36 protein-coding genes are annotated in these 24,625 nt (G+C 63.4%); 34 read left to right on the top strand and 2 right to left on the bottom strand.

Annotated elements, in window-relative coordinates; genetic code table 11:
• Window positions 1-35: 35 nt before the first annotated feature.
• From tuf to rplQ, 28 genes are all read left to right on the top strand, one after another.
• Window positions 36-1,226, top strand: coding sequence for an elongation factor Tu (tuf, locus tag LV476_RS07020; protein WP_250074748.1), 1,191 nt, complete (start codon window positions 36-38; stop codon window positions 1,224-1,226).
• Window positions 1,227-1,232: 6 nt separating this feature from the next.
• Window positions 1,233-1,544 (top strand): 30S ribosomal protein S10, encoded by a 312-nt coding sequence (gene rpsJ, locus LV476_RS07015; RefSeq protein ID WP_058574720.1) that lies wholly within the window; start codon window positions 1,233-1,235, stop codon window positions 1,542-1,544.
• 174 nt (window positions 1,545-1,718) lie between these two features.
• Window positions 1,719-2,363, top strand: a complete 645-nt coding sequence (gene rplC, locus LV476_RS07010) for a 50S ribosomal protein L3 (RefSeq protein WP_250074746.1) — start codon at window positions 1,719-1,721, stop codon at window positions 2,361-2,363.
• Window positions 2,364-2,374: 11 nt separating this feature from the next.
• Complete coding sequence (rplD, locus tag LV476_RS07005) at window positions 2,375-2,983, top strand: 50S ribosomal protein L4 (protein ID WP_250074745.1); 609 nt, start codon at window positions 2,375-2,377, stop codon at window positions 2,981-2,983.
• Complete coding sequence (locus LV476_RS07000; protein WP_250074742.1) at window positions 2,980-3,273, top strand: 50S ribosomal protein L23; 294 nt, start codon at window positions 2,980-2,982, stop codon at window positions 3,271-3,273. The genes rplD and LV476_RS07000 overlap by 4 nt, the downstream gene beginning before the upstream one ends.
• Window positions 3,274-3,291: 18 nt before the next feature.
• Window positions 3,292-4,119 (top strand): 50S ribosomal protein L2, encoded by an 828-nt coding sequence (gene rplB / locus LV476_RS06995; protein WP_250074740.1) that lies wholly within the window; start codon window positions 3,292-3,294, stop codon window positions 4,117-4,119.
• A gap of 21 nt (window positions 4,120-4,140) precedes the next feature.
• Window positions 4,141-4,416 carry a 30S ribosomal protein S19 gene (gene rpsS, locus LV476_RS06990; protein WP_058574715.1) on the top strand — a complete coding sequence of 92 codons (276 nt, stop codon included), beginning with the start codon at window positions 4,141-4,143 and terminating at the stop codon, window positions 4,414-4,416.
• Window positions 4,417-4,428: 12 nt separating this feature from the next.
• Window positions 4,429-4,761 (top strand): 50S ribosomal protein L22, encoded by a 333-nt coding sequence (rplV, locus tag LV476_RS06985; RefSeq protein ID WP_250074739.1) that lies wholly within the window; start codon window positions 4,429-4,431, stop codon window positions 4,759-4,761.
• Between the two features lie 9 nt (window positions 4,762-4,770).
• Complete coding sequence (rpsC, locus tag LV476_RS06980; RefSeq protein WP_136867486.1) at window positions 4,771-5,442, top strand: 30S ribosomal protein S3; 672 nt, start codon at window positions 4,771-4,773, stop codon at window positions 5,440-5,442.
• Between the two features lie 28 nt (window positions 5,443-5,470).
• Window positions 5,471-5,884 (top strand): 50S ribosomal protein L16, encoded by a 414-nt coding sequence (gene rplP / locus LV476_RS06975; RefSeq protein WP_125199279.1) that lies wholly within the window; start codon window positions 5,471-5,473, stop codon window positions 5,882-5,884.
• Window positions 5,884-6,075, top strand: coding sequence for a 50S ribosomal protein L29 (rpmC, locus tag LV476_RS06970; RefSeq protein WP_058574711.1), 192 nt, complete (start codon window positions 5,884-5,886; stop codon window positions 6,073-6,075). Before rplP ends, rpmC begins: the two co-directional genes overlap by 1 nt.
• 1 nt (window position 6,076) lies before the next feature.
• Window positions 6,077-6,346, top strand: coding sequence for a 30S ribosomal protein S17 (gene rpsQ / locus LV476_RS06965; RefSeq protein WP_250074737.1), 270 nt, complete (start codon window positions 6,077-6,079; stop codon window positions 6,344-6,346).
• Between the two features lie 11 nt (window positions 6,347-6,357).
• Complete coding sequence (gene rplN / locus LV476_RS06960) at window positions 6,358-6,726, top strand: 50S ribosomal protein L14 (protein ID WP_058574709.1); 369 nt, start codon at window positions 6,358-6,360, stop codon at window positions 6,724-6,726.
• A gap of 12 nt (window positions 6,727-6,738) precedes the next feature.
• On the top strand, window positions 6,739-7,059 hold the full coding sequence (gene rplX, locus LV476_RS06955; RefSeq protein WP_250074735.1) for a 50S ribosomal protein L24: 321 nt from the start codon (window positions 6,739-6,741) through the stop codon (window positions 7,057-7,059).
• Window positions 7,060-7,073: 14 nt separating this feature from the next.
• Complete coding sequence (gene rplE / locus LV476_RS06950; RefSeq protein WP_250074733.1) at window positions 7,074-7,613, top strand: 50S ribosomal protein L5; 540 nt, start codon at window positions 7,074-7,076, stop codon at window positions 7,611-7,613.
• An 18-nt stretch (window positions 7,614-7,631) separates the two neighbouring features.
• On the top strand, window positions 7,632-7,937 hold the full coding sequence (gene rpsN / locus LV476_RS06945; protein WP_250074731.1) for a 30S ribosomal protein S14: 306 nt from the start codon (window positions 7,632-7,634) through the stop codon (window positions 7,935-7,937).
• 12 nt (window positions 7,938-7,949) lie between these two features.
• On the top strand, window positions 7,950-8,342 hold the full coding sequence (gene rpsH / locus LV476_RS06940) for a 30S ribosomal protein S8 (RefSeq protein WP_250074729.1): 393 nt from the start codon (window positions 7,950-7,952) through the stop codon (window positions 8,340-8,342).
• 15 nt (window positions 8,343-8,357) lie between these two features.
• On the top strand, window positions 8,358-8,885 hold the full coding sequence (gene rplF / locus LV476_RS06935; protein ID WP_250074727.1) for a 50S ribosomal protein L6: 528 nt from the start codon (window positions 8,358-8,360) through the stop codon (window positions 8,883-8,885).
• A 14-nt stretch (window positions 8,886-8,899) separates the two neighbouring features.
• Entirely contained in the window at window positions 8,900-9,253 is a 354-nt protein-coding gene (rplR, locus tag LV476_RS06930) for a 50S ribosomal protein L18 (RefSeq protein ID WP_250074726.1), read from the top strand.
• Between the two features lie 12 nt (window positions 9,254-9,265).
• A complete protein-coding gene (gene rpsE / locus LV476_RS06925; RefSeq protein ID WP_250074724.1) occupies window positions 9,266-9,781 on the top strand; it encodes a 30S ribosomal protein S5 in 516 nt (171 codons plus the stop codon).
• Window positions 9,778-9,975, top strand: a complete 198-nt coding sequence (gene rpmD, locus LV476_RS06920) for a 50S ribosomal protein L30 (RefSeq protein WP_250074722.1) — start codon at window positions 9,778-9,780, stop codon at window positions 9,973-9,975. The genes rpsE and rpmD overlap by 4 nt, the downstream gene beginning before the upstream one ends.
• Window positions 9,975-10,403: a 50S ribosomal protein L15 gene (gene rplO, locus LV476_RS06915; protein ID WP_250074719.1), complete on the top strand. Its 429-nt coding sequence runs from the start codon at window positions 9,975-9,977 to the stop codon at window positions 10,401-10,403. Before rpmD ends, rplO begins: the two co-directional genes overlap by 1 nt.
• 3 nt (window positions 10,404-10,406) lie before the next feature.
• Window positions 10,407-11,741: a preprotein translocase subunit SecY gene (secY, locus tag LV476_RS06910; protein WP_250074717.1), complete on the top strand. Its 1,335-nt coding sequence runs from the start codon at window positions 10,407-10,409 to the stop codon at window positions 11,739-11,741.
• 80 nt (window positions 11,742-11,821) lie between these two features.
• The gene (gene rpsM, locus LV476_RS06905; protein WP_058574698.1) at window positions 11,822-12,178 is read left to right on the top strand and encodes a 30S ribosomal protein S13; all 357 of its coding nucleotides are present in this window, start codon (window positions 11,822-11,824) and stop codon (window positions 12,176-12,178) included.
• Window positions 12,179-12,212: 34 nt separating this feature from the next.
• Window positions 12,213-12,602: a 30S ribosomal protein S11 gene (gene rpsK, locus LV476_RS06900; RefSeq protein ID WP_250074715.1), complete on the top strand. Its 390-nt coding sequence runs from the start codon at window positions 12,213-12,215 to the stop codon at window positions 12,600-12,602.
• 19 nt (window positions 12,603-12,621) lie between these two features.
• Window positions 12,622-13,245 carry a 30S ribosomal protein S4 gene (rpsD, locus tag LV476_RS06895; protein ID WP_250074713.1) on the top strand — a complete coding sequence of 208 codons (624 nt, stop codon included), beginning with the start codon at window positions 12,622-12,624 and terminating at the stop codon, window positions 13,243-13,245.
• Window positions 13,246-13,265: 20 nt separating this feature from the next.
• Window positions 13,266-14,261, top strand: coding sequence for a DNA-directed RNA polymerase subunit alpha (locus LV476_RS06890; protein WP_250074711.1), 996 nt, complete (start codon window positions 13,266-13,268; stop codon window positions 14,259-14,261).
• A 23-nt stretch (window positions 14,262-14,284) separates the two neighbouring features.
• Window positions 14,285-14,683 (top strand): 50S ribosomal protein L17, encoded by a 399-nt coding sequence (gene rplQ, locus LV476_RS06885; protein WP_250074710.1) that lies wholly within the window; start codon window positions 14,285-14,287, stop codon window positions 14,681-14,683.
• A gap of 102 nt (window positions 14,684-14,785) precedes the next feature.
• Here the strand turns inward: rplQ and LV476_RS06880 are convergent, their stop codons facing one another.
• Window positions 14,786-15,175, bottom strand: a complete 390-nt coding sequence (locus LV476_RS06880; RefSeq protein ID WP_250074708.1) for a DUF302 domain-containing protein — start codon at window positions 15,173-15,175, stop codon at window positions 14,786-14,788.
• A gap of 245 nt (window positions 15,176-15,420) precedes the next feature.
• Between LV476_RS06880 and LV476_RS06875 the strand changes: the two genes are divergently transcribed.
• Window positions 15,421-16,038: a hypothetical protein gene (locus LV476_RS06875; protein WP_250074706.1), complete on the top strand. Its 618-nt coding sequence runs from the start codon at window positions 15,421-15,423 to the stop codon at window positions 16,036-16,038.
• A 74-nt stretch (window positions 16,039-16,112) separates the two neighbouring features.
• On the opposite strand, the gene uvrB is transcribed toward LV476_RS06875, so the two are convergent.
• A complete protein-coding gene (uvrB, locus tag LV476_RS06870) occupies window positions 16,113-18,161 on the bottom strand; it encodes an excinuclease ABC subunit UvrB (RefSeq protein ID WP_250074703.1) in 2,049 nt (682 codons plus the stop codon).
• Window positions 18,162-18,476: 315 nt separating this feature from the next.
• Between uvrB and rnr the strand changes: the two genes are divergently transcribed.
• The 5 genes from rnr (at window position 18,477) to LV476_RS06845 (ending at window position 24,602) form a co-directional block, all read left to right on the top strand.
• On the top strand, window positions 18,477-20,861 hold the full coding sequence (gene rnr, locus LV476_RS06865; protein WP_250074702.1) for a ribonuclease R: 2,385 nt from the start codon (window positions 18,477-18,479) through the stop codon (window positions 20,859-20,861).
• Window positions 20,862-20,872: 11 nt separating this feature from the next.
• Window positions 20,873-21,646, top strand: coding sequence for a 23S rRNA (guanosine(2251)-2'-O)-methyltransferase RlmB (gene rlmB, locus LV476_RS06860; protein WP_250074700.1), 774 nt, complete (start codon window positions 20,873-20,875; stop codon window positions 21,644-21,646).
• Window positions 21,647-21,785: 139 nt separating this feature from the next.
• Complete coding sequence (locus LV476_RS06855; protein WP_250074698.1) at window positions 21,786-22,967, top strand: pyridoxal phosphate-dependent aminotransferase; 1,182 nt, start codon at window positions 21,786-21,788, stop codon at window positions 22,965-22,967.
• Window positions 22,968-23,054: 87 nt separating this feature from the next.
• Window positions 23,055-24,101 (top strand): recombinase RecA, encoded by a 1,047-nt coding sequence (gene recA / locus LV476_RS06850; RefSeq protein WP_250074695.1) that lies wholly within the window; start codon window positions 23,055-23,057, stop codon window positions 24,099-24,101.
• A gap of 15 nt (window positions 24,102-24,116) precedes the next feature.
• Window positions 24,117-24,602 carry a regulatory protein RecX gene (locus tag LV476_RS06845; protein ID WP_250074693.1) on the top strand — a complete coding sequence of 162 codons (486 nt, stop codon included), beginning with the start codon at window positions 24,117-24,119 and terminating at the stop codon, window positions 24,600-24,602.
• Window positions 24,603-24,625 lie beyond the last annotated feature (23 nt).

The raw sequence follows: 24,625 nt of genomic DNA, 5'->3' as shown, positions 1-24,625 counted from the left end.
TCTCCTGAATTTGTTTCCAGTTGAGGATGTAAGACATGTCCAAAGAAAAGTTTGAACGTTCCAAGCCGCACGTAAACGTCGGCACGATCGGTCACGTTGACCACGGCAAGACCACGCTGACCGCGGCGATCACGCACGTGATGTCGCAGGCATCCGGCGGTCAGGGCATGGCCTTCGACCAGATCGACAAGGCGCCGGAAGAGAAGGCGCGTGGCATCACGATCTCCACCTCGCACGTCGAGTACGAGTCGGAGAAGCGTCACTACGCCCACGTCGACTGCCCGGGTCACGCCGACTACGTCAAGAACATGATCACCGGTGCCGCCCAGATGGACGGCGCGATCCTGGTGGTTTCCGCCGCTGACGGCCCGATGCCGCAGACCCGTGAGCACATCCTGCTCTCGCGTCAGGTTGGCGTTCCGTTCATCGTCGTCTTCCTGAACAAGGCAGACATGGTCGACGATCCGGAGCTGCTCGAGCTGGTCGAGATGGAAGTTCGTGACCTGCTGAGCCAGTACGACTTCCCGGGCGACGACACCCCGATCGTTACCGGTTCCGCCCTGAAGGCACTGGAAGGCGACACCTCCGAAATCGGCTCCCAGGCGATCATCAAGCTGGTCGAGGCGATGGACGACTACATTCCGGAGCCGGAGCGTGCCATCGACGGCGACTTCATCATGCCGGTCGAGGACGTGTTCTCCATCTCTGGTCGCGGCACTGTCGTTACCGGTCGTGTCGAGCGCGGCATCGTCAAGACGGGCGAAGAGATCGAGATCGTTGGTCTGAAGGACACCCAGAAGACCACCGTTACCGGTGTCGAGATGTTCCGCAAGCTGCTCGACGAAGGTCAGGCTGGCGACAACATCGGCGTACTGCTGCGTGGCACCAAGCGCGACGAAGTCGAGCGTGGCCAGGTCCTGTGTAAGCCGGGCACCATCAAGCCGCACACTCAGTTCGAGGCCGAGGTCTACGTCCTGTCGAAGGAAGAGGGTGGTCGTCACACCCCGTTCTTCAACGGCTACCGTCCGCAGTTCTACTTCCGTACCACCGACGTGACTGGCGCTTGCGAGCTGCCGGAAGGCACCGAGATGGTCATGCCGGGCGACAACGTGGCGATGACCGTCACGCTGATCGCACCGATCGCGATGGAAGAAGGCCTGCGCTTTGCCGTCCGTGAAGGCGGTCGCACCGTCGGCGCTGGCGTCGTTTCCAAGATCATCGAGTAATCAGATATGGCAGGACAAACGATTCGCATCCGGCTGAAGAGCTTCGATCACCGCCTGATCGACCGTTCTACCGCGGAGATCGTCGAGACCGCGCGCCGCAGTGGCGCGCGGATCAAAGGCCCGATCCCGCTGCCGACCCGCAAGGAGCGGTACACCGTGCTGACCTCCCCGCACGTCAACAAGGACGCGCGTGACCAGTACGAGATCCGCACCCACAAGCGCGTACTCGACATCGTCGACCCGACCGACAAGACGGTTGACCTGTTGATGCAGCTTGACCTGGCCGCTGGCGTGGACGTCCAGATTCGTCTGAACTGATCCGCTTCCTAGCAGCCTGAACGCGCCGGCCAAAACGCTTTTGGCTCGGCGCGTTTTCTGTTATAGTGCCGCGCTCTTGTTCAGCCCGATGCGTGCTAAACGCGCGTCGGGCTGGTTTTTTCCGGCGATCCGGTCAATCGAAATCGGCGCCGAAGTACATAAGAGGAAACAACAATGGCTTTAGGTGTTGTCGGTCGCAAGGTCGGCATGACCCGAGTATTTGACGACTCCGGCGTATCCACGCCGGTGACCGTCATCGAGGTCGAGCCGAACCGTGTGACTCAGAAGAAGGTTCAGGATGTCGACGGTTACACCGCCCTCCAGGTGACCGTGGGCGAGCGCCGTCCCAATCGCGTGACCAAGCCGATGGCCGGGCATTTTGCCAAGGCCGAGGTTGCCGCCGGTCGCGCTGTTCGCGAGTTCCGTGTCGACGAGGACGTGCTGGCGAACTACGAGTCGGGCAGCGAGATCACTGTCGAGATCTTCGCCGACGTGCCTTCGGTTGATGTGACGGGCACCAGCAAGGGTAAAGGCTTTGCCGGTACCGTTAAGCGTCACAACTTCCGTACCCAGGATGCCACTCACGGTAACTCGCTCTCGCACCGTGTGCCGGGTTCCATCGGTCAGAACCAGACCCCGGGTCGCGTGTTCAAGGGCAAGAAGATGGCCGGTCACATGGGTGACGAGCGTGTCTCCGCGATGAACCTGAAAGTGGTCCGCGTGGATGCCGAGAAGGGTCTGCTGCTGGTGAAGGGTGCCGTTCCGGGCGCCACCGGTGGCGACGTGCTCGTTCGTCCCTCGGTCAAGATCAAAGCGTGAGGTCGGCAGGTATGGATATCCAAGTAAAGAATGGTTCCGCGCTGAACGTCTCCGATCAGGTCTTCGGCCGGGAATACAACGAAGCGCTGGTGCATCAGGCCGTGGTTGCTTACCTCGCCGGCGGCCGTGCCGGCTCCAAGAAGCAGCTGAGCCGTGCCGAGGTTTCCGGTGGCAACACCAAGCCGTGGCGCCAGAAAGGCACCGGCCGCGCTCGCGCCGGTACCACTCGTGGGCCGATCTGGCGCACCGGTGGTGTCACCTTCGCCGCTCGTCCGCGCGACTTCTCGCAGAAGATGAACCGCAAGGCCTACCGCGCCGCGATGCGTTCGATCTTTTCCGAGCTGCTGCGTCAGGACCGTCTGGTCGTGGTCGAGTCGCTCACCGTCGACGCGCCGAAGACCAAGCAGGTCGTGAAGGCGCTCAATGACCTCGGTCTGGACAAGGGCAAGCGCCTGATCGTCACCGAGGCGATGGACGAGGCGCTGCTGCTGGGTTCGCGCAACGTGGTCGAGCTGGGTTACCGCACCGCCGGTACCCTCGAGCCGGTCAGCCTGGTGGACGCGGATCACGTGGTCATCACCCAGGGCGCCCTGAAGATGGTTGAGGAGTGGCTGTCATGAATTCGGAAAAGCTTTACGACGTGCTGCGCGCCCCGGTGGTCACCGAGAAGACCGCCCGCGCCGGCGAGTTCAATCAGTACGTGTTCCAGGTCGCCACCACGGCTTCCAAGCCGGAGATCAAGGCCGCCGTCGAGCAGGTCTTCGAGGTGAGCGTCAAGGCCGTCCAGGTTGCGAACCAGCGCGGCAAGGTGCGTCGCTTCCGTGGCATGGCGGGTCGTCGTGCTGACACCAAGAAGGCGTACGTCACGCTAGCCGAAGGGCAGACCATCGACTTCGGCGCGGCCGGCTAAACGAAGGGGAATCAACTAATGGCTATCAAAGTTGCAAAACCGACTTCTCCGGGTCGCCGTGGCGTCGTCGAGACCGATCGTTCCGGTCTCTACAAGGGCAAGGCCTATGCGCCGCTGCTCGAGAAGAAGCATGGTTCGGGCGGCCGTAACAACGCCGGTCGCATCACCACCCGTCACATTGGCGGTGGTCACAAGCACCACTACCGGAAGATCGACTTCAAGCGCAACAAGGACGGCATCACCGCCCAGGTTGAGCGGATCGAGCACGACCCGAACCGCTCGGCGCACATTGCGCTGCTGAAGTACGCCGACGGTGAGCGCCGCTACATCGTCGCTCCGCGCGGCGTGAAGGCGGGTCAAACCGTGGTGTCCGGTGTCGAGGCGCCGATCAAGCCGGGCAACGCCCTGCCGCTGTACTCGATCCCGGTTGGTACCACCATCCACGCGATCGAGCTCAAGCCGGGCAAGGGCGCTCAGCTGGCGCGTAGTGCCGGCGGTGCCGCTCAGCTGGTCGCTCGTGAAGGCTCCTACGCCACCATCCGCCTGCGTTCGGGCGAGATGCGCAAGGTGCTGACCGAGTGCCGCGCGACCGTAGGCGAGGTCTCCAACCAGGAGCACAGCCTGCGTCAGCTCGGCAAGGCGGGCGCGAAGCGCTGGCGCGGCGTTCGTCCGACCGTTCGCGGTGTGGTGATGAACCCGGTCGACCACCCGCACGGTGGTGGTGAGGGTCGCACCTCCGGTGGTCGTCACCCGGTCACCCCGTGGGGCGTGCCGACCAAGGGTTACAAGACGCGTACGAACAAGCGTACTGACAAGTACATCGTTCGCCGTCGTAACAAGAAATAACGCAATCAAGAGGGCTTCAAGGTGCCACGTTCACTCAAGAAAGGTCCTTTCGTGGACCATCACCTGATGCAGAAAGTGGAAGAGGCCGCGGCCGCCAACAGCCGCCGGCCCATAAAGACCTGGTCGCGCCGCTCGATGATCCTTCCCGACATGATCGGGTTGACCATCGCGGTGCACAACGGTCGTCAGCACGTTCCGGTGCTGATCAACGAGAACATGGTTGGCCAGAAACTCGGCGAGTACGCACCCACGCGCACTTACCGTGGTCATGCCGCCGATAAGAAAGCCAAGCGTTAAGGAGGTTCCGTGATGCAAGCACAAGCACTACACCGGTTTGCCCGGATCTCCCCGCAGAAGGCTCGTCTGGTAGCCGACCAGGTGCGTGGCGCGAACGTCGCCTCGGCCCTGGAAGATCTCCAGTTCTCGACCAAGAAGGGTGCCGCGATCATCCGCAAGGTCGTCGAGTCGGCGATCGCCAACGCGGAGAACAACGAGGGCGCGGACGTCGATCGTCTGTGCATCTCCGAGATCATGGTCGACGAAGGCCCGACTCTGAAGCGATTCCGTGCGCGGGCGAAAGGCCGCGGTGTGCGGATCCTCAAGCGGACCAGCCACATCAAAGTCGTCGTCAGCGAGCGCTAAGGAGCAGTCATGGGTCACAAAGTACATCCGGTAGGCTTCCGGCTTGGGATCTCCTCCGACTGGAGCTCTCGCTGGTACGCCGATAACAAGAGTTTTTCCGAACACCTCGAGCAGGACGTGCGTACGCGCAAGTACATCCGTCAGCGTCTGAAGGATGCGTCCGTCTCGCGTGTGCAGATCGAGCGCCCGGCCCGTTCGGCCGCGGTCACCATCCACACCGCGCGTCCGGGCATCGTCATCGGCCGCAAGGGTGAGGACATCGAGCGCCTGCGCACCGAGATCGCCCCGATGCTGGGCCTGGAGCGCAGCGCGGTGAAGGTCTCCGTCGAAGAGATCCGCAAGCCGGAGCTCGACGCGCAGCTGGTCGCCGAATCGATCGCTCAGCAGCTCGAGCGCCGCGTGATGTTCCGTCGCGCCATGAAGCGCGCCGTGCAAACCACCATGCGCCTCGGCGCCGGTGGCGTGAAGGTCAACGTGGCCGGTCGCCTGGGTGGCGCCGAGATCGCGCGTACCGAGTGGTACCGCGAAGGCCGCGTGCCGCTGCACACCCTGCGTGCGGACATCGACTACGGCATGGCAGAGGCCCAGACCACCTACGGCATCATTGGTGTCAAGGTCTGGATTTTCAAAGGCGAGGTGTTCGGTGTGCCGGGCAGCGACGACGGCAAGTCGGCCGCCTGATCAACGAATTGAAGTGGAGCTTTGAAAAATGCTGCTGCCAAAACGCACAAAATTCCGCAAGCAGTTCAAGGGCAAGAACCGCGGCGTTGCCAACAACGGCAACAAGGTTAGCTTTGGCGAGTTCGGCCTGAAGACGCTTGAGCGCGGAAATATTACTTCCCGTCAGATCGAGGCTGGTCGTCGCGCCATCTCTCGTCACGTGAAGCGGGGCGGTAAGATCTGGATCCGGATCTTCCCGGACACCCCGATTACCCAGAAGCCCCTGGAAGTCCGTATGGGTAAGGGTAAGGGCAGCGTCGAGCACTGGGTTGCCAAGGTGCAGCCGGGCAAGATGCTGTACGAAATCGAGGGGGTCAGCGAGGACGTTGCACGTGAAGCTTTCGAGCGTGCCTCCGCCAAGCTGCCCGTGAAGACCACGTTCGTAACACGGTTGGTGATGTGATGACTGCAACAGAATTGCGTGAAAAATCCGTCGACGAGCTGCGCGAAGAGCTGGTGGCCGTCAAGCGCGAGCAATTCAACCTGCGCATGCAGCACGCCACGGGCCAGGAAGTGAAGACTCACCTGGTTCGCGAGGCGCGGCGCAACGCTGCTCGTATCAAGACCGTGATTGCGGAAAAGGAGCGTGCCTGAGATGACGACGGTATCCGAAGAAAAGAACGTACGCACCCGTGAAGGGGTCGTAACCAGTAACAAGGGCGACAAGTCCATCACGGTGGCGGTCGAGCGTCGAGTTCAGCACCCGCTGTACGGCAAGTACATGACCCGGACGACCAAGTTCCGCGTGCATGACGAGGAAAACACCTGCCGTCAGGGTGACCGTGTCGAGATCCGCGAGACCAAGCCGATCTCCAAGAACAAGAGCTGGACCCTGGTCCGCGTTGTCGAACGCTCTGCTGAGTAAGGAGTTTCGTCATGATCCAGATGCAAACAGTGCTGAATTCGGCAGATAACAGCGGCGCGCGCAAGGTCCAGTGCATCAAGGTGCTGGGTGGCTCGCACCGCCGTTACGCCGAGATCGGCGACGTAATCAAGGTGTCCGTCAAGGACGCGATCCCGCGCGGTCGCGTCAAGAAGGGCGAGGTCTACAACGCGGTCGTCGTACGTACCGCAAAGGGTGTTCGTCGTCCGGACGGCTCGCTGATCCGTTTCGACGGTAACGCGGCGGTCCTGCTGAACGCCCAGCTCCAGCCGATCGGTACCCGTATTTTCGGCCCGGTCACCCGTGAGCTGCGTGGCGAGAAGTTCATGAAGATCGTCTCGCTGGCGCCGGAAGTTATTTAAGAGGGGTTCGAGATGCGCAAGATTCGTCAGGGCGACGACGTGGTCGTCGTTGCCGGCAAAGACAAGGGTCGTCGCGGCACCGTGCTCCGGGTCGTCGAGAACGGCGCGCGGGTGGTCGTCGAAGGGGTCAACATGGTGAAGAAGCACCAGAAGCCCAACCCGATGATCGGCCGCACCGGCGGCATCATTGAAATGGAGAAGCCCGTTGATATCTCCAACGTGATGCTGTTTAATCCGGCCTCCGAAAAAGGCGACCGGGTCGGCTTCAAGACGCTTGAAGACGGTCGGAAGGTTCGTTACTTCAAATCCAACGGCGAAGTCGTTGACGCTTAATAGGAATCAGAGAAATGGCTCGACTTCAGGAATACTACTCCAACACGTTGCGTGCCGAGCTCGGTAAGAAGCTGGGCATCGACAACGTAATGGCCGTTCCGAAGCTGACCAAGATTACGTTGAACATGGGCCTGGGTGATTCCGCTCGTGACAAGAAAGTAATCGATAACGCAGTGGAAGAAATGGGTCTGATCACCGGTCAGCAGCCGGTGGTGACGTATGCGCGCAAGTCGATCGCGGGCTTCAAGCTCCGTGAAGGCATGCCGCTGGGTGTCAAGGTCACCCTCAGGGGACGTACGATGTACGAATTCCTCGATCGGTTGATCCATGTGGCGAGTCCCCGCATCCGCGACTTCCGTGGCCTGAGCCCGAAGTCGTTCGATGGTCGTGGCAATTACAGCCTCGGGGTTCGTGAACAGATCATCTTCCCGGAAATCGACTTCGACAAGGTCGATCAGGTCCGGGGTATGGATATCACGATCACAACGACTGCGAAGGACAACGACCAGGCCCGGGCACTGCTCGACGGCTTCGGTTTCCCCTTCCGTCGTTAACAGAGACGAAACGAGACTATGGCTAAGAAAAGCATGATCGCTCGCGAGGCCAAGCGCCAGAAGCTGGCTCGCCAGTACGCCGACAAGCGCGCCAAGCTGCGCGCAATCGTCGCGGATCCCGAGGTGGATTTCGACGAGAAGATGGCGGCCTCCGCCGAGCTGCAGAAGCTGCCGCGCGATTCTTCTTACACCCGCCAAGTGCGCCGTTGTGCGCTGACCGGCCGTCCGAAGGGCGTCTACCGGAAGTTTGGCATGGGGCGTAACAAGCTCCGTCAACTGGCAATGGCCGGGGAAATCCCGGGCCTGCGCAAGTCCAGCTGGTAAGGAGATAGCGCGATGAGTATGAATGATCCGATCGCGGATATGCTGACGCGCATCCGCAATGGCCAGGCCGCACGCAAGACGGAAGTCCGTATGCCGGCCTCCAAGTTCAAGAAGGCTGTTGCCCAGACGCTGGTGGACGAAGGCTACATCGCCGACGTCCGCGTCGAAGGCGACAAGAAGCCGACGCTGGTCCTCGGTCTGCGCTACTTCGAAGGCAAGCCGGTTATCGAGAAGATCAACCGCGTTTCCCGTCCGGGTTCGCGCAAGTTCTTCGGCGCCGAGAACCTGCCGCAGGTCCTGGGTGGCCTGGGCGTAGCCGTGGTTTCCACCTCTGAGGGTGTGATGCCGGACCGTGAAGCACGTCGCCGCAACATCGGTGGCGAAGTCGTCTGCTTTGTATCGTAACCGGTTGGGGGATTTATGAGTCGAGTAGCACGAAAGCCGGTCGCGGTCCCCTCGGGTGTCGAGGTTAAGCTTGATGACCAGGTTCTGTCCTTCAAGGGCAAGAACGGCGAGCTGAGCCTCAACGTTCACCCGACGGTCGGTGTGACCTTCGAGGACAACCAGATTCAGTTTACGCCGAACAGCGATGCCGACATTCCGATGGCTGGCACCATGCGCTCTCTGGCGCAGGGCAGCGTCGACGGTGTTGCCAACGGTTTCGAGATCAAGCTTCAACTGGTCGGCGTGGGTTACCGCGCTCAGGTGCAGGGCCAGACCCTGAACCTGCAGCTGGGTTACTCGCATCCGATCGACTTCCCGCTCCCGGAAGGCGTTTCGGCGGAAACTCCGTCGGCGACCGAGATCATCATCAAGGGCGCGGACAAGCAGAAGGTCGGCCAGGTGGCTTCCAACGTGCGGGCCATGCGTCCGCCGGAGCCTTACAAGGGCAAGGGCGTTAAGTACGCGGATGAGCGCATCCTGCGTAAGGAAGCCAAGAAGAAATAATCGAGGGTGACGCGATGAACGAAAGTACCAAACAGCGGCTCCGCCGCGCACGTCGCGCCCGGGCCAAGATCAAGTCGCTCGGCGTGCATCGCCTGAGCGTGCACCGGAGCAGCAACCATACTTACGCGCAGCTCTTCGCACCGGAAGGCACGGTCGTCGCGACCGCGTCGACTCTGGGCAAGGGCGTGCTGGCCGACGGCGAGTACGGTGGCAACGTGGCCGCCGCCAAGAAGGTTGGCGAGGCCATCGCCAAGGCAGCCCTGGACAAGGGCATCGACACCGTGGCGTTCGACCGCTCGGGTTTCATTTACCACGGGCGTGTCCAGGCAGTTGCCGATGCGGCACGCGAAGCCGGCCTGAAGTTCTAAAGAGGTAATGCAATGAGCCGTAATGCAAACGACGTCTCGAACGAAGGCCTGATCGAGAAGCTGGTCACCATCAACCGCGTGTCCAAGGTGGTCAAAGGTGGTCGCCAGTTCTCGTTCACCGCGCTGACCGTGGTGGGTGACGGCGAAGGCCGTGTCGGCTTCGGGTATGGCAAGGCCAAAGAAGTGCCGGCCGCCATCCAGAAGGCGATGGAGCGGGCTCGCAACAGCATGGTCGACGTACCGCTGCGCGACGGGACCCTGTACTACGAGACCAAGGGCGTGCACGGCGCGGGTCGCGTCTTCATGAAGCCGGCCTCCGAAGGTACCGGCGTCATCGCCGGTGGTGCCATGCGTGCCGTCTTCGAGGCCGCGGGCGTGCGCAACGTCCTGGCGAAGTGCATCGGGACCCGCAATCACATGAACGTGATCCGGGCGACCATCAACGGTCTCTCCCAGATCCATTCGCCGGAAGCGGTTGCCGCCAAGCGCGGCAAGCGCGTCGAGGAAATCCTGGGGGATGAAGCATGAGTCAGAAGGCTAACGGCAAGATCCGGGTGCGTCTGGTCCGGTCGATGAACAATCGACTCGAGTCCCACAAGGCCTGCGTTCGCGGCCTGGGCATCCGTCGTATGCATCAAGAGGTGGAAGTGGCCGATACCCCGGAAAACCGGGGCATGATCAATCGCGTCCACTACATGCTCGAAGTACAGGAAGCTAAGTAATGCGTTTGAACAAACTCTCCCCCGCCGAGGGCAGCCGCAAAGACGCGACCCGTGTGGGTCGCGGCATCGGCTCCGGCGTCGGCAAGACCGGCGGTCGTGGTCACAAGGGCCAGAAGTCGCGTTCCGGCGGCTTCCACAAGACCGGCTTCGAGGGCGGTCAGATGCCGCTGCAGCGTCGCCTGCCGAAGATGGGCTTCAAGGCGGCCAAGTCGCTGAGCCGGGCCGAGATCCGCACCGCGGAACTCAACCGTCTCGACGGTGAGGTCACGCTCGAGTCGCTCAAGGCTGCGAACCTGATCCGCAACGACGTCAAGAGCGTCAAGATCATCCTTCAGGGTGACGTGGAGAAAGCGCTCAAGGTGAAGGGCATTCCGGTATCCAAGGGCGCTCGTCAGGCGATCGAAGCGGCCGGTGGTTCAGCGGAGTAAAGCGTGGCACAGGCAAACACAGGGATAGGCGCACTTGCCGGGGCCGGTCGACTGACCGAGCTCCGGCAACGTATTTTCTTCGTCATCATGGTGCTCGTGGTGTACCGCATCGGGACGTTCATCCCGTTGCCGGGCATCGACGTCGACGTCATGAAGGCGCTGTTCGAGCAGAACTCCGGCGGCATTCTGGGCATGGTGAACATGTTCTCGGGTGGCGCGCTGTCTCGGATGTCCCTGTTTGCCCTGGGTGTCATGCCCTACATCTCCGCGGCGATCATCGTCCAGCTACTGACGGCCGTTGTGCCGTCGCTCGAGAAGCTGAAGAAGGAAGGCGAGGCCGGCCGACGCAAGATCACCCAGTACACCCGGTACGGGACCCTGGGTCTTGGTCTGGTTCAGGCAATGGGCGTTTCGATCGCCCTGCAGGGGCAGTCGGTTGGCGGTTCGCCGCTGGTCTTCGCTCCGGGCCTCGGTTTCCTGTTCATTGCCACGCTGACCCTGGTCAGTGGCACCATGCTGCTGGTCTGGCTGGGTGAGCAGATCACCGAGCGTGGTGTGGGCAACGGCATCTCGCTGATCATCTTCGCCGGCATCGTCGCAGGCCTACCGAGCGCGATCGGCGGCACGGCCGAGCTGGTGCGCACCGGTGAGCTGCACGTGTTCACGATGCTGATCCTGGGCGTGCTGATCCTCGCGGTCACCGCGTTCGTGGTCTTCGTCGAGCGCGGCCAGCGTCGTATCACGGTGAACTACGCGCGTCGCCAGCAGGGCCGCGGCATGGCCGGGCAGCAGTCGTCGCACCTGCCGCTGAAGCTGAACATGGCCGGCGTGATCCCGCCGATCTTCGCCTCGAGCATCATCCTGTTCCCGGCGACGGTCGGTAACTGGTTCGGCCAGCAGGAAGGCATGGGTTGGCTCGCGGATCTGTCGAACACGCTCTCGCCGGGTCAGCCGCTGTACGTGTTGTTCTACGCAGCCGCGATCATCTTCTTCTGCTTCTTCTACACGGCGCTGGTGTTCAACGCTCGCGAGACCGCCGACAACCTGAAGCGCTCCGGCGCGTTCGTTCCGGGTATCCGCCCGGGCGAACAGACGGCGCGCTACGTGGACAAGGTGCTCACTCGGCTGACGTTCTGGGGCGCGCTGTACATCACCGCGGTCTGCCTGCTGCCGGAGTTCCTGATCCTGTACTGGAACGTACCGTTCTATTTCGGGGGCACGTCACTGCTGATCATCGTGATTGTGCTGATGGACTTCATGTCGCAGGTCCAGTCGCACCTGGTCTCGCACCAGTACGACAGCCTCGTTCGGAAGGCTCATTTCAAGAACGGGCTGTAAGCAGGCAGCCCGTTACATCCGTTTGCTATTGACGGCGCATTGCGTTAAGCTCTCGCGCTCTTTTTTGGGGTGATAAATCGATGGCACGTATTGCAGGGATCAACATTCCCGTTCAAAAACATGTGGTCATTGGCCTAACTTCCATCTACGGAATCGGTCATACCCGCGCCCAGCAGATCTGTGAAGCCACTGGCGTGGCTCCGGACCGCAAGGTGCGCGACCTGTCCGAGGCAGAGGTCGAATCTCTGCGTGCGGAAGTCGGCAAGTATGTGGTTGAAGGCGACCTGCGCCGTGACGTTTCCATGAACATCAAGCGTCTGATGGACCTTGGTTGCTATCGTGGTCTGCGTCATCGTCGTGGTCTGCCGCTGCGTGGTCAGCGCACACGCACGAACGCACGGACTCGCAAGGGTCCGCGTCGCCTGGTCAAGCGCTAATCAGGCTTAATATTCTTTCGAGAGTAGGATCTTAATGGCTAAAGCAAGTCAAGGTACCCGTAAGAAGGTAAAACGCGTCGTCACCGATGCGATCGCGCATATCCATGCGTCGTTCAATAATACGATCGTGACGATCACCGACCGTCAGGGCAATACGCTCAGCTGGGCGACCTCCGGGGGCTCCGGCTTCCGTGGTTCGCGCAAGTCCACGCCGTTTGCCGCCCAGGTTGCGGCCGAGCGTGCGGGCGAAGCGGCGAAGGCCTACGGGGTCAAGAACGTCGACGTCGAGGTCAAGGGCCCTGGCCCTGGCCGTGAATCGACCATTCGTGCGCTCAACTCGGTTGGGTTCAAGGTCGGCGTCATCACCGATGTCACCCCGATCCCGCACAATGGCTGCCGCCCGCCCAAAAAGCGTCGCGTTTGACGGAAGGAGTATTTGACTTATGGCTCGTTATCTCGGTCCTACTTGTAAACTCGCCCGGCGCGAAGGCACGGATCTGTTCCTGAAGTCCGGCGTGCGCGCACTGGAAGACAAGTGCCATCACGACCGCGCCCCCGGTCAGCACGGCTCCGGCCGTCGCCAGAAGGTTTCAGACTACGGTCTGCAGCTGCGTGAGAAGCAGAAGCTTCGTCGCACCTACGGTGTTCTCGAACGCCAGTTCCGCAACTACTACAAGCGTGCGGCGCAGATGAAAGGCTCAACCGGCGAGAACCTGCTGCAGATCCTCGAGTGCCGACTGGACAACGTCGCGTACCGCATGGGCTTTGGCGCCACTCGCGCTGAAGCGCGTCAGCTGGTTTCCCACCGCGGCATCATGGTCAACGGCGAAGTGGTAAACATCCCGTCGTACCAGGTCTCCACCGAGGACACCGTATCCGTGCGCGAAAAGGCGAAGAAGCAGCAGCGCGTCAAGGATGCCCTCGAACTGGCCGCACAGCGCGAAGTCGTGCCGTGGATCTCGGTCGACTCCAGCAAGATGGAAGGCGTCTTCAAGGCCGTCCCGACTCGGGATGAACTGCCGGCGGACATCAACGAATCGCTCGTCGTCGAGCTGTATTCGAAGTAAACGGTTTTCGGGGGTACGTAATGCAACTGGGTTCTACAGAGCTTCTCAAGCCGCGCCTGGTCGACGTGGAAACGATCGACGACACCCATGCGCGCGTGGTGCTGGAGCCGTTGGAGCGTGGGTTCGGCTACACGCTGGGCAATGCGTTGCGGCGTATCCTGCTCTCGTCCATCCCGGGCGTGGCCGTTACCGAAGCGGAGATCGAAGGGATCCTGCACGAGTACAGTGCTCTTGAGGGCGTCCAGGAGGACGTGCTCGAGATCCTGCTGAACCTCAAGGGTCTGTCGATCACCATGCACGGCCGCGAAGAGGCTGTGCTCAGCATCAAGAAGGCCGGTCCGGGCACCGTGACTGCCGCCGACATCAAGGCGGATCACTCGGTGGAGATCATGAATCCGGATCACGTCATCGCCACGCTGCGTGATGACGCCGAACTGAACATGACCTTCAAGGTCGAGCGCGGTATGGGCTACGTCCCGGCGAGCGCCCGTCGCGAAGACGAAGAGACTGCGGTCGGTCGACTGCTGATCGACGCGTCGTTCTCGCCGCTGCGCCGTGTGGCGTACTCGGTCGAGCGTGCTCGTGTCGAGCAGCGGACCGACCTCGATTCGCTGGTGCTGGACATCGAGACCAACGGTTCGATTTCCGCCGAGGACGCGATCCGGCAGGCCGCCGGCATTCTGGTTGACCAGCTGTCCGTGCTGGTAGACCTGAAGGCTGAGAAGGCGGAGCCGGTCGAAGAGCAGGCCCCGTCGGTCGACCCGGTCCTGCTGCGTCCGGTCGACGACCTGGAGCTGACCGTCCGCTCGGCGAACTGCCTCAAGGCTGAGAACATCTACTACATCGGCGACCTGATCCAACGGTCGGAAATGGAATTGCTCAAGACCCCGAACCTTGGCAAGAAGTCCCTGACTGAGATCAAGGACGTACTCGCCAAGCAGGGCCTGTCCCTGGGGCAGAAGCTGGAGAACTGGCCGCCGGCCGAGCTCCAGAATCTGAGCGAGTCCAAGATTTAACGATATTTTTTGGAGTATTTGACATGCGTCATCGTCAATCCGGTCGGCAACTGGGTCGCAACGCCTCGCAGCGCAAGGCGCTGATGCGTTCGCTGACCAACGCCCTGATCGAGCACGAAGTCATCAAGACGACCGTCCCGAAGGCCAAGGAACTGCGCCGCGTCGCCGAGCCGCTGATCACCCTGGCCAAGGACGACAGCGTCGCTGCCCGTCGCCGTGCCTTCGCCAAGGTCGGTAACAAGACGACCGTCGGCAAGCTGTTCACGGACGTTGGTCCGCGTTTCAAGGAGCGTAACGGTGGTTACCTGCGCATCCTGAAGTGCGGTTACCGCGCCGGCGACGCGGCCCCGATGGCCTACGTCGAACTGGTCGAGCGCAAGGCCGAGCCGGCCGCTGCGACCGAGGAAGCTGCCGCCGAGTAAGTTTCGGTTGGCTGTGGGCGTCGAGCCCGTTCGCCTCGCAAAAAAAGCCCGCCTTCAAGGCGGGCTTTTTGTTTGTGCTGCGCTTTGGATGCGTCGAGTGCGTCAGGCGCTGACCGTCTCGTCCATCATGCGGTTCATGGTCTGCTCGACGTCGGTCGCGACGCTCGCCAGATCCTTGTCGTCACTGAGGATGGCGAGCATCTCGGAGGGGCGAATCATGGAGACGATCACGTCCCCATCACGCTCGTATACGGCAATTCGGCACGGCAGGGCGTTTGCCAGGTCCATGCGCACCGCGAGCACCTCGGCGGCCCGCTTGGGATTGCAGACCTCGAACACCCGGCACTGCGGAGCGAAGTCGACGCCCTTGGCGTTGAGCGTGCCGTGGATGTCGTGGATGTGCAGTAGACCGAAACCGTTGGCCGGCACCGCGTCCGTCAGCCGTTGACAGGTCGTTTCGAAGTCGTGGGGACTGGTTTTCTCGTCGATCATGGTCTTGGGTTGCCTCTCATCCGATGAATTGATCGCCGAGCTTAGCAAAAGGGACGGGTTCGGGCGCGCGAGTATGCGCGTTGGTTGATATGTGGGGCGGGCTCTCCTAGGATGCAGTGATTCTCTCGGCCCCGGCATCGCCCAGGTGGAACTTTCCGCCGTGCCGTAAGGTCGCACGTTTCCATGGGTTTCGGTGCCCCGCATGTCGGATGCAAAGCCGATACATTTAAACGAGGAGTGATTGCATGACCGTTTGGAACCAGAAGTTGCGCAAGTCCATGATGGCTGCCGGTGTTTCCGCGGTGCTCGCCTTCAGCGGTGCAGCGGTAGCCCAGCAGGGCGGTGCGCCATCGGCTCAGGGGCAGGCGCCGGAGCTGACCGACGAACAGCGCCAGCTGATGGAAGAGATGCGCGCGGTACAACAGGAGCTCCAGCAGACCCAGGCCGAGCTCAGCCGCCTCGAACAGCAGGCCTACAAGAACAACCCGGAGCTGGGTGAGAAGCGCGACGAGCTTCAGGACATGATCGCCGAGAAGATGTCCGGTGACGGCTACGACGCGAAGAAGGAATTCGAAGAGATGAAGGCCACCATGGCGAAGTACCAGGGTGGCGACAAGCAGCCGAGCAAGGCCGAAGTCCAGGCGTTCCGTGAAAAGCAGCGTGAATTCCAGCAGCGCCAGCAGAAGGCGTTCGAGGACGAGGAAGTCCAGAGCATGGCTCAGGAGCTGCGTGCCGACGTGAAGGCGGAGATGCAGGAGAGCAATCCGGAGGCGGACAAGCTCTTCTCCAAGATGGAGAGCAAGGCGCGCGAAATGAAGGAGCTGCGCCAGAAGGCGATGCAGATGCAGAAGCAGGGCGGCTAACGCTCGATCGCATCGCAGAAGAAAAAAGGCCGGCCCATGTGGGCCGGCCTTTTTTGTGTCAGTGGCCTTGCCGCCTAGTCGTCACTGTATCCCGGCTCGATCGCGCCGAAGAAGCCTTCTTTGAGCTTCTGCAGTTCGTCCCGTGCCTGGGCGGCCGCCTCGAACTCGAGGTCGCGCGCGTGCCGATGCATGTCGGCCTCCAGCTGCTTGATCCGCTTGGCGGCCTGGTCCGGTGACAGGGCGGCGTAGTCGGCGGCGGGCTCCGCCGCCTTGTCTGCACCACGCCGTTTGCGCCCGGGGCGGGCGCCCGGAATACGTGACTCCCCCGATTCGAGTATGTCCTCGACGCTCTTCTCGATGCCGCGCGGCGTGATGCCCATCGCCTCGTTGTGCGCCAGCTGTTTCTCGCGGCGGCGCTCGGTCTCGTCGATCGCCTTGCGCATGGCATCCGTGATGGTGTCGCCGTAGAGGATTGCCTTGCCCTCGAGGTTGCGCGCGGCCCGGCCGATCGTCTGGATCAGGGAGCGTTCAGAGCGGAGGAAACCCTGCTTGTCGGCATCGAGTATGCCGATCAGGGAGACCTCGGGGATGTCGAGGCCCTCGCGCAGCAGGTTGATGCCGACCACGACGTCGAACTCGCCCAGGCGCAGATCCTGGATGATCTCCATGCGCTCGACGGTGTCGATGTCGGAGTGCAGGTAGCGCACGCGCACGTCGTGTTCCATCAGGTAGTCGGTCAGGTCCTCGGCCATGCGCTTGGTCAGCACGGTCACCAGCACCCGTTGGTTCTTCTCGACCCGCAGGCGGATCTCGGAGAGCAGGTCGTCGACCTGACTCGTCACGGGCCGCACCTCGATCTCGGGGTCGACCAGTCCAGTGGGTCGTACCACCTGCTCGGCCACCTGGTCGGAATGGGTTTCCTCGTAGGGCCCTGGCGTGGCGGAGACGTAAACCGTCTGCGGCATCAGGCGCTCGAATTCCTCGAACTTCAGCGGCCGGTTGTCCATGGCGGAAGGGAGGCGGAAGCCGAAGTTGACCAGGGTCTCCTTGCGCGAACGATCACCCTTGTACATGCCGCCGAGCTGCGGGACGGTCACGTGCGACTCGTCGATGATCAGCAGCGCGTCGGCCGGCAGGTAATCGTAGAGACAGGGAGGTGGCTCGCCGGGCTGACGCCCTGAGAGATAGCGCGAGTAGTTCTCGATGCCGTTGCAGTAACCGAGCTCCTGAATCATCTCGATGTCAAAGCGCGTGCGCTGCGCCAGTCGCTGGGCTTCGACCAGCTTGTCCTGCGATTCCAGATCCTTGAGTCGCTGGTCGAGCTCGACCTTGATCTGCTCGATCGCGCTCAGCAGCCGCCCGCGCGGGGTGACGTAGTGCGACGAGGGATAGACGGTGTAGCGAGGCACCCGACGGCGCACCTGGCCGGTGAGCGGATCGAACAGGGTGATCTGCTCGATCTCGTCGTCGAACAGCTCGATGCGCACGCCCTCGTCGTCGGCCTCGGCCGGGTGGATGTCGATCACGTCGCCGCGGACGCGATAGGTGCCGCGCCGGAACTCCATGTCGTTGCGGGTGTACTGCATCTCGGCCAGCCGACGGATCACCTGGCGTTGGGTCACGGGTTCGCCGCGCACCAGGTGCAGGATCATCTTGAGATACGCCTCCGGATCGCCCAGACCGTAGATCGAGGAGACGGTGGCGACGATGATCACGTCGCGTCGCTCGAACAGGGCCTTGGTGGCCGACAGGCGCATCTGCTCGATGTGCTCGTTCACCGAGGCGTCCTTCTCGATGAAGGTGTCCGACGCCGGCACGTAGGCCTCCGGCTGGTAGTAGTCGTAGTAGGAGACGAAGTACTCGACCGCGTTGTGCGGGAAGAACCCCTTGAGCTCGCCGTAGAGCTGTGCGGCCAGCGTCTTGTTGGGCGCAAGCACCATGGCCGGGCGCTGCACCTCGTTGATGACGTTGGCCATCGTGAAGGTCTTCCCCGAGCCGGTCACGCCCAGCAGGGTCTGGTGCATCAGGCCGTCGGTGAGGCCCTCGACGAGCGTCTCGATGGCCTGCGGCTGGTCGCCGGCCGGCTGGTAGTCGGTTGCGATCTGGAAACGGTGTTCGGACATGGGGTGGGAGTATATAGGTTGGGGCCCCGGCTTTCCGATGACGCTGCTCCCGGAAACTCCGCACGAAGCGCCGAACTCCCTGCGGCGCTTTCCGGCGTGCATGCCCGCGGTGTCGCCGAGTCTGCCCGGGCTTTCGGATTTTTACATCGGGTCCGCCGTTGAATTGCGGGCTTGGTGGCGAAAAAGGCCGGTAAGCCAAGGCATTGGCTATTGGTGCGGAGTTTCCTTTATGATGGCCGGCTATATCTCTCGCCGACACGTAAGATTAAGTCCGTGTTTCGCGAGCGACTTTCCAGACGCACTTTTCAGGTATCCATGACCGATTCAAACCTCGAAGACCCGAACGCCCCGCGCGAGGCCGAGAAATACGACAACCCCGTCGCCAGTCGCGAGTTCCTGCTCGATCTGCTGGCAAAGCAGGACGGGCCGATCACGCTCAACAAGCTGATCACCGAGCTCGGCTACGACGGTGACGAGGAGCGCATCGAGGGATTGCGCCGCCGCCTGCGCGCCATGGAGCGCGACGGGCAGGCCATTCGCAACCGGCGCGGCGGCTACGTGCCGGTCACCAAGGCAGAGCTGGTGCGCGGCCGGGTGATCGGTCACCGCGACGGCTTCGGCTTCCTGGTGCCGGACGAGGGTGGCAACGACGTCTTCCTCTCGCCGCGGATCATGCGCGCGCTACTGCACGGCGACCGCGCCGTGGTGCAGGTGGTCGGCGAGGATCGCCGCGGTCGGCCCGAGGGTGCGCTGGTCGAGGTGATCGAGCGGGCCAACGCCGAGATCGTCGGCCGGCTGGTGATCGAGGCAGGCGTGGCGTTTGTCATCCCCGACAACACCCGCATGACCCAGGACGTGCTGATTCCGATGGAGGCCCTGGGCGGAGCGAAGGACGCCCAGATCGTCCGGGTCGCCCTGGTCGAGCAGCCCACCCAGCGTCACAAGCCGGTCGGCAAGGTCATCGAGGTGCTCGGCGACCACATGTCGCCGGGCATGGAGATCGACGTCGCCATCCGCGCCCACGGCATCCCGCACGAGTGGCCGGAGCCGGTGACGGAGCACGTCGAGGACATGAGCGACCAGGTCGCCGAGGAAGACAAGGTCGGCCGGGTCGACCTGCGCGACGTGCCGCTGGTGACCATCGACGGCGCCGACTCGAAGGATCTCGATGACGCGGTCTTCTGCGAGCCGACCCCCAAGGGCTTCCGCCTGCTGGTGGCGATTGCCGATGTCTCGCACTACGTGCGCATCGGTTCGGCGCTGGACGAGGAAGGCTTCCGCCGCGCGACCTCGGTCTACTTCCCGGGGCGCGTGGTGCCGATGCTCCCCGAGATCCTCTCCAACGGTCTGTGCTCGGTGAACCCGGACGTCGATCGCCTCTGCCTGTGTGCCGAGATGCTGATCAACAGCCAGGGGCAGATCATCCGCTCGCGTTTCTTCGAGGGCGTGATGCGCAGCCACGCGCGCCTGACCTACGACAACGTCGCGGCCATGCTGCTCGACGACGACCAGGAAGAGCGCGACAAGCACAGCCACGTGATCAAGCCGCTCGAGGCGCTGCACTCGCTCTACAAGGTACTGCGTGCCGAGCGCGAATCGCGCGGGGCGATCGACTTCGACACCATCGAGACCAAGATCGTCTTCGGCGAGAACCGCAAGATCGAGGCGATCGTGCCCTACGAGCGCAACGATGCCCACAAGATCATCGAGGAGTGCATGATCGCGGCGAACGTCGCCGCCGGTCGCTTCCTCGCCCGGCGCAAGATCCCGTCGCTCTACCGGGTGCACGACCGTCCGGGCGCGGAGAAGATCGACGACCTGCGTGCCTCGCTCAAGGAGAAGGGCCTGACCCTCGGTGGCGGCGACAAGCCGACCCCGGCGGACTTCAACGCCCTGATCGCCGAGGCGCAGGGGCGTCCGGACTTCGCCACCATCCAGACGCTGCTGCTGCGCTCGCTGCAGCAGGCGGTCTACGCGCCGGATAACCTGGGCCACTTCGGTCTCGCCCACGAGCATTACGCGCACTTCACCTCTCCGATCCGTCGCTACCCGGACCTGATGGTGCATCGCGCCATCCGGCACGTGTTGCGTACCGGTGCGGCCGAGAACTTCCCGTACAGCCACGAGGAAATGCTGCTGGTCGGCGAGCATTGCTCGAACAACGAGCGACGTGCCGACGAGGCGACGCGGGCGGCCACCGACTGGCTCAAGTGCGAGTTCATGCTCGACAAGGTCGGCAACGTCTACGAAGGGCGGGTGGCCTCGGTGCTGGGCTTCGGCCTGTTCGTCGAGCTCAAGGACTTCTTCGTCGAGGGCCTGTTGCACATCACCGCACTCAAGCGCGACTTCTATCACTTCGACCCGGTGACCGTCTCGCTCAAGGGCGAGCGCAGCGGCAAGACCTACTCGCTCAACGACACCATCCGGGTGCGGGTCGCGCGCGTCGACCTCGACGAGCGCAAGATCGACTTCATGCTGCCGGATGACGAGGAGCCGTCGGACGACGAAGGGGAGTCGGGTGACGTCTCCCGAGGCGAGGAGTCGCGTGGCGGCGAAGACAAGTCCGGTTCCGGCGAGGGCGGTGGCAAGAAGCGCCGTCCGCGCCGTCGCCGTCGCCGCAAGCCGCAGAGCGGCGGCAATGAGGGCGGCGACCAGGGCGCGGATCAGGGTGGCGAGTCCTCCGGCGACTCGTCCGACTGATCGGCCCGACGATGGCTCGTCCCTCCGGTGAGCTGACCTGGATCGGCGGCTTTCACGCCATCGAGGCCGCCCTGCGCGACCACCCCGAGCGAGTCGAACAGGTAGTCCTCTCGTCGCGTGACGACAAGCGTGCCCGCCGGCTGCAGTCGCTGGCCAACCGATCCGGCGTGCCGGTGGAGAACCGTGACCCCGCCTGGTTCGACAAGCTGCGCAGCGATGGCAAGCCCTTGCGCCACCAGGGCGTGGCCGCGCGGGTCGCGCTCAGCCAGGCCGGTGACGAAAACGACCTGATCGCCTTGCTCGACGAGGCGACCGAGTCGCCGTTGCTGCTGGTGCTCGACGGTGTGACCGACCCGCACAACCTCGGTGCTTGCCTGCGCGGTGCCGAGGCGGCCGGCGTGCTGGCGGTGGTCGCGCCCAAGGATCGCGCCTGCGGACTCACCGCGGCGGCCCGCAAGACCTCGGCCGGATCGGCCGAACGACTGCCTTTCATCCAGGTCACCAATCTCGCCCGCACACTCGCCGACCTCAAGGCCCGCGGCCTGTGGATCGTGGGTGCGGCGGGCGAGGGGCCGGTGTCCCTGTACGAGAGCGACTTCGCCCGTGAGCCGGTCGCGCTGGTGATGGGCGCCGAGGGCGGCGGCCTGCGGCGCCTGACCCGCGAACGCTGCGACCAGTTGATCCACATCCCGATGGCGCCCGGCGTCGAAAGCCTGAACGTCTCGGTGGCCACGGCCGTCTGCCTGTTCGAGTTCCGTCGTCAGCGGCTGGCCGCCGCGGATTGAGGCCATTCCGGCCCCGCGCTGCCCGCATCTCCCTTCGAAACCGTTCCGCGTTTCCGGTAAAATGCCGGCCAAACCAATTCAACGTGGTGCGGTGTTTTCGCCTCTCACGCGAGCGCCTGCCAGGGAGTCAATTGCCGACATGAACCTTTCCGACCGGGTCCGCCGGGTCCGTCCCTCGCCGACACTCGCCGTCACCGCCAAGGCGGCGGAACTGCGTGCCGCCGGGCGCGACATCATCAGCCTCGGTGCCGGCGAACCGGACTTCGACACGCCGAAGCACATCGGTGAGGCGGGCATTCAGGCGATCCGCGACGGTTTCACCCGCTACACCGCGGTCGAGGGGATTGTCGAGCTGCGTCAGGCGATTGCCGACAAGCTCAAGAACGACCAGGGGCTCGAGTACGGTCTCGACCAGATCATTGTCTCCACCGGCGGCAAGCAGAGCATCTTCAATCTCTGTCAGGCGCTGCTCAATCCGGGCGACGAGGCCATCATTTCCGCGCCGTACTGGGTTTCGTACCCGGACATGGTCCGCCTGGCCGGTGGCGAGCCGGTAATCGTCTCCGCCGGCCAGGACCAGGGCTTCAAGATGACGCCGCGCCAGCTGGCCGCCGCGATCACCGACAAGACTCGCCTGGTGATGCTCAACAGCCCGTCCAACCCGACCGGCGTGGCCTACACCCGCGAGGACTGGGCGCAACTCGCGGACGTCCTGCGCGATCATCCCGAGATCGTCATCGCCACTGATGACATGTACGAGAAGATCCTCTGGGCCGACGAGCCGTTCTCGAACATTGCCATGGTGGCGCCGGACCTCGCACCGCGTACCGTGGTGCTCAACGGGGTGAGCAAGGCCTACGCCATGACCGGTTGGCGGATCGGCTACGCGGCCGGTCCCGCCGAGCTGATCAAGGCGATGAAGGTGATCCAGTCGCAGAGCACCTCGGGTGCCTGCTCGGTTGCCCAGAAGGCGGCCTGCGAGGCGATCGCCGGCGACCAGTCAGAAATCGAGGCCATGGTGGCGGCTTTCCGCAAGCGCCACGACTTTGTGGTCGAGGCCCTCAACGAGCTGCCAGGTGTCACTTGTCTGCCGGGCCAGGGTGCCTTCTACAGCTTCCCGGATGTCTCGGCGGCGATGGCGGCGCTGGGTATCGACGACGACGTCGCTTTCTCGGAGCACCTGCTCGAGAAGGCCGGCGTAGCGGTGGTGCCGGGCTCGGCCTTTGGCGCCCCGGGACATGTCCGCCTGAGTTACGCGACCAGCCTGGATGCGCTGCGCGAGGCCATCGGCCGGATCGAGGCGGTCCTGCCGGCGGCCTGATCACATCGACGTTTTTCGCATGGCTGACAGGAGGTCGGCCATGCCCTGTTGCCTGCATATCAAGCCCGAAGGGGTGGGAGTTGATTGATGGATGAGAACCGCAAGAAGGCCCTGAGTGCCGCCCTGTCCCAGATCGAACGCCAGTTCGGCAAGGGAGCGGTGATGCGCATGAACGACGAGGGACGACGGAATGTCCCCTCGGTCAGTACCGGCTCGATCGCGCTGGATGCCGCGCTTGGCATCGGCGGCTTGCCGCGCGGCCGGGTGGTCGAGATCTACGGTCCGGAATCCTCGGGCAAGACCACGCTCACCCTGCAGGTGCTGGCCCAGGCGCAGAAGGCCGGCGGCACCTGCGCGTTCATCGATGCCGAGCACGCCCTCGATCCGACCTATGCCGAGAAGCTCGGCGTCAACGTCGACGACCTGCTGGTAAGTCAGCCGGACACCGGCGAGCAGGCGCTCGAGATCGCCGACATGCTGGTGCGTTCCGGCGCGGTGGATGCCGTGGTGGTCGACTCCGTTGCCGCCCTGGTGCCGAAGGCGGAAATCGAGGGCGAGATGGGCGACTCCCACGTTGGCCTGCAGGCTCGCCTGATGAGTCAGGCGCTGCGCAAGCTGACCGGCAACATCAAGCGCACCAACTGCATGGTGATGTTCATCAACCAGATCCGGATGAAGATCGGCGTCACCTACGGCAGCCCGGAGACCACGACCGGCGGCAACGCGCTCAAGTTCTACTCCTCCGTGCGTCTCGATATCCGTCGGGTGGGCGCGGTGAAGAAGGGCGAGGAAGTCATCGGCAACCAGACCCGCATCAAGGTGGTCAAGAACAAGATGGCGCCGCCGTTCAAGGTGGTCGACTGCGACATCCTCTACGGCGAGGGCATCTCGCATCTGCTCGAACTGGTCGACCTGGGTGCCAAGCACGGCATCATCCAGAAGGCCGGCGCCTGGTACTCCTACGGCGACACGCGCATCGGTCAGGGCAAGGACAATGCCCGCCAGTTCCTCGCCGAGAACCCGGAGATGGCCGAGGAGATCGAGGCACAGATTCGCGAGATCATGATGCCCAAGCCGGCGCCGGCCGCCGAGACCACAGACGCCGGCGAGACGCCGGTCGACGAGACCTCCTAAGGCCGCCCACGTCCCGTGGACGAGGAGGAGCGTCGCCAGCTCGACTGCGAGAAGCGCGCGGTGGGGCTGCTGGCCCGGCGCGAGCACAGCCAGTTGGAGCTGTCGCGCAAGCTGGCTGACCGCGGCTTTTCTGCCGATGAGATAGAGCCGGTACTCGAACGGCTGGTCGAGGAAGGCTGGCAGTCGGATCGCCGTTACGCCGAGAGCCTGATCCGGGCGCGCTCGGCGCGTCGCTACGGTCCTGATCGAATCGCCGACGAGCTTGCCCGACAGGGTGTCGACGAGGCGGTGGTGGCCGAGGCCTTTGCTGCCGAGCCCCGCGATTGGGAGGCGCTGGCGCGTGACCAGCTGGTGTCTCGATACCGCGAGCCACCGGAGGATTTCCCCGACCGGGCCCGGCGCCACCGCCATCTCGTCCGGCGCGGCTTTCCGCCCGATCTTTCCCACGAACTGGCCGGCTGGTGGCCCGCGCCGGAAGAAGGGGATCACGGCTCCCTCTAGCCGGTGGGTTTGGCTCTCGTTTT

The sequence above is a fragment of the Guyparkeria hydrothermalis genome (genome assembly GCF_023555385.1).
GTDB lineage: Bacteria > Pseudomonadota > Gammaproteobacteria > Halothiobacillales > Halothiobacillaceae > Guyparkeria > Guyparkeria hydrothermalis_A.
Note: the sequence above shows the minus strand (reverse complement) of the source record. Positions and strands in the feature narration are given on the sequence as shown.

What these genes read in the sequence shown, in the direction of transcription:
- tuf (WP_250074748.1), top strand. Translation starts at nt 36, where the DNA reads ATGTCCAAAGAAAAGTTTGAACGTTCCAAGCCGCACGTAAACGTCGGC.
- rpsJ (WP_058574720.1), top strand. Translation starts at nt 1,233, where the DNA reads ATGGCAGGACAAACGATTCGCATCCGGCTGAAGAGCTTCGATCACCGC.
- rplC (WP_250074746.1), top strand. Translation starts at nt 1,719, where the DNA reads ATGGCTTTAGGTGTTGTCGGTCGCAAGGTCGGCATGACCCGAGTATTT.
- rplD (WP_250074745.1), top strand. Translation starts at nt 2,375, where the DNA reads ATGGATATCCAAGTAAAGAATGGTTCCGCGCTGAACGTCTCCGATCAG.
- LV476_RS07000 (WP_250074742.1), top strand. Translation starts at nt 2,980, where the DNA reads ATGAATTCGGAAAAGCTTTACGACGTGCTGCGCGCCCCGGTGGTCACC.
- rplB (WP_250074740.1), top strand. Translation starts at nt 3,292, where the DNA reads ATGGCTATCAAAGTTGCAAAACCGACTTCTCCGGGTCGCCGTGGCGTC.
- rplV (WP_250074739.1), top strand. Translation starts at nt 4,429, where the DNA reads ATGCAAGCACAAGCACTACACCGGTTTGCCCGGATCTCCCCGCAGAAG.
- rpsC (WP_136867486.1), top strand. Translation starts at nt 4,771, where the DNA reads ATGGGTCACAAAGTACATCCGGTAGGCTTCCGGCTTGGGATCTCCTCC.
- rplP (WP_125199279.1), top strand. Translation starts at nt 5,471, where the DNA reads ATGCTGCTGCCAAAACGCACAAAATTCCGCAAGCAGTTCAAGGGCAAG.
- rpmC (WP_058574711.1), top strand. Translation starts at nt 5,884, where the DNA reads ATGACTGCAACAGAATTGCGTGAAAAATCCGTCGACGAGCTGCGCGAA.
- rpsQ (WP_250074737.1), top strand. Translation starts at nt 6,077, where the DNA reads ATGACGACGGTATCCGAAGAAAAGAACGTACGCACCCGTGAAGGGGTC.
- rplN (WP_058574709.1), top strand. Translation starts at nt 6,358, where the DNA reads ATGATCCAGATGCAAACAGTGCTGAATTCGGCAGATAACAGCGGCGCG.
- rplX (WP_250074735.1), top strand. Translation starts at nt 6,739, where the DNA reads ATGCGCAAGATTCGTCAGGGCGACGACGTGGTCGTCGTTGCCGGCAAA.
- rplE (WP_250074733.1), top strand. Translation starts at nt 7,074, where the DNA reads ATGGCTCGACTTCAGGAATACTACTCCAACACGTTGCGTGCCGAGCTC.
- rpsN (WP_250074731.1), top strand. Translation starts at nt 7,632, where the DNA reads ATGGCTAAGAAAAGCATGATCGCTCGCGAGGCCAAGCGCCAGAAGCTG.
- rpsH (WP_250074729.1), top strand. Translation starts at nt 7,950, where the DNA reads ATGAGTATGAATGATCCGATCGCGGATATGCTGACGCGCATCCGCAAT.
- rplF (WP_250074727.1), top strand. Translation starts at nt 8,358, where the DNA reads ATGAGTCGAGTAGCACGAAAGCCGGTCGCGGTCCCCTCGGGTGTCGAG.
- rplR (WP_250074726.1), top strand. Translation starts at nt 8,900, where the DNA reads ATGAACGAAAGTACCAAACAGCGGCTCCGCCGCGCACGTCGCGCCCGG.
- rpsE (WP_250074724.1), top strand. Translation starts at nt 9,266, where the DNA reads ATGAGCCGTAATGCAAACGACGTCTCGAACGAAGGCCTGATCGAGAAG.
- rpmD (WP_250074722.1), top strand. Translation starts at nt 9,778, where the DNA reads ATGAGTCAGAAGGCTAACGGCAAGATCCGGGTGCGTCTGGTCCGGTCG.
- rplO (WP_250074719.1), top strand. Translation starts at nt 9,975, where the DNA reads ATGCGTTTGAACAAACTCTCCCCCGCCGAGGGCAGCCGCAAAGACGCG.
- rpsM (WP_058574698.1), top strand. Translation starts at nt 11,822, where the DNA reads ATGGCACGTATTGCAGGGATCAACATTCCCGTTCAAAAACATGTGGTC.
- rpsK (WP_250074715.1), top strand. Translation starts at nt 12,213, where the DNA reads ATGGCTAAAGCAAGTCAAGGTACCCGTAAGAAGGTAAAACGCGTCGTC.
- rpsD (WP_250074713.1), top strand. Translation starts at nt 12,622, where the DNA reads ATGGCTCGTTATCTCGGTCCTACTTGTAAACTCGCCCGGCGCGAAGGC.
- LV476_RS06890 (WP_250074711.1), top strand. Translation starts at nt 13,266, where the DNA reads ATGCAACTGGGTTCTACAGAGCTTCTCAAGCCGCGCCTGGTCGACGTG.
- rplQ (WP_250074710.1), top strand. Translation starts at nt 14,285, where the DNA reads ATGCGTCATCGTCAATCCGGTCGGCAACTGGGTCGCAACGCCTCGCAG.
- LV476_RS06880 (WP_250074708.1), bottom strand. Translation starts at nt 15,175, where the DNA reads ATGATCGACGAGAAAACCAGTCCCCACGACTTCGAAACGACCTGTCAA.
- LV476_RS06875 (WP_250074706.1), top strand. Translation starts at nt 15,421, where the DNA reads ATGACCGTTTGGAACCAGAAGTTGCGCAAGTCCATGATGGCTGCCGGT.
- uvrB (WP_250074703.1), bottom strand. Translation starts at nt 18,161, where the DNA reads ATGTCCGAACACCGTTTCCAGATCGCAACCGACTACCAGCCGGCCGGC.
- rnr (WP_250074702.1), top strand. Translation starts at nt 18,477, where the DNA reads ATGACCGATTCAAACCTCGAAGACCCGAACGCCCCGCGCGAGGCCGAG.
- rlmB (WP_250074700.1), top strand. Translation starts at nt 20,873, where the DNA reads ATGGCTCGTCCCTCCGGTGAGCTGACCTGGATCGGCGGCTTTCACGCC.
- LV476_RS06855 (WP_250074698.1), top strand. Translation starts at nt 21,786, where the DNA reads ATGAACCTTTCCGACCGGGTCCGCCGGGTCCGTCCCTCGCCGACACTC.
- recA (WP_250074695.1), top strand. Translation starts at nt 23,055, where the DNA reads ATGGATGAGAACCGCAAGAAGGCCCTGAGTGCCGCCCTGTCCCAGATC.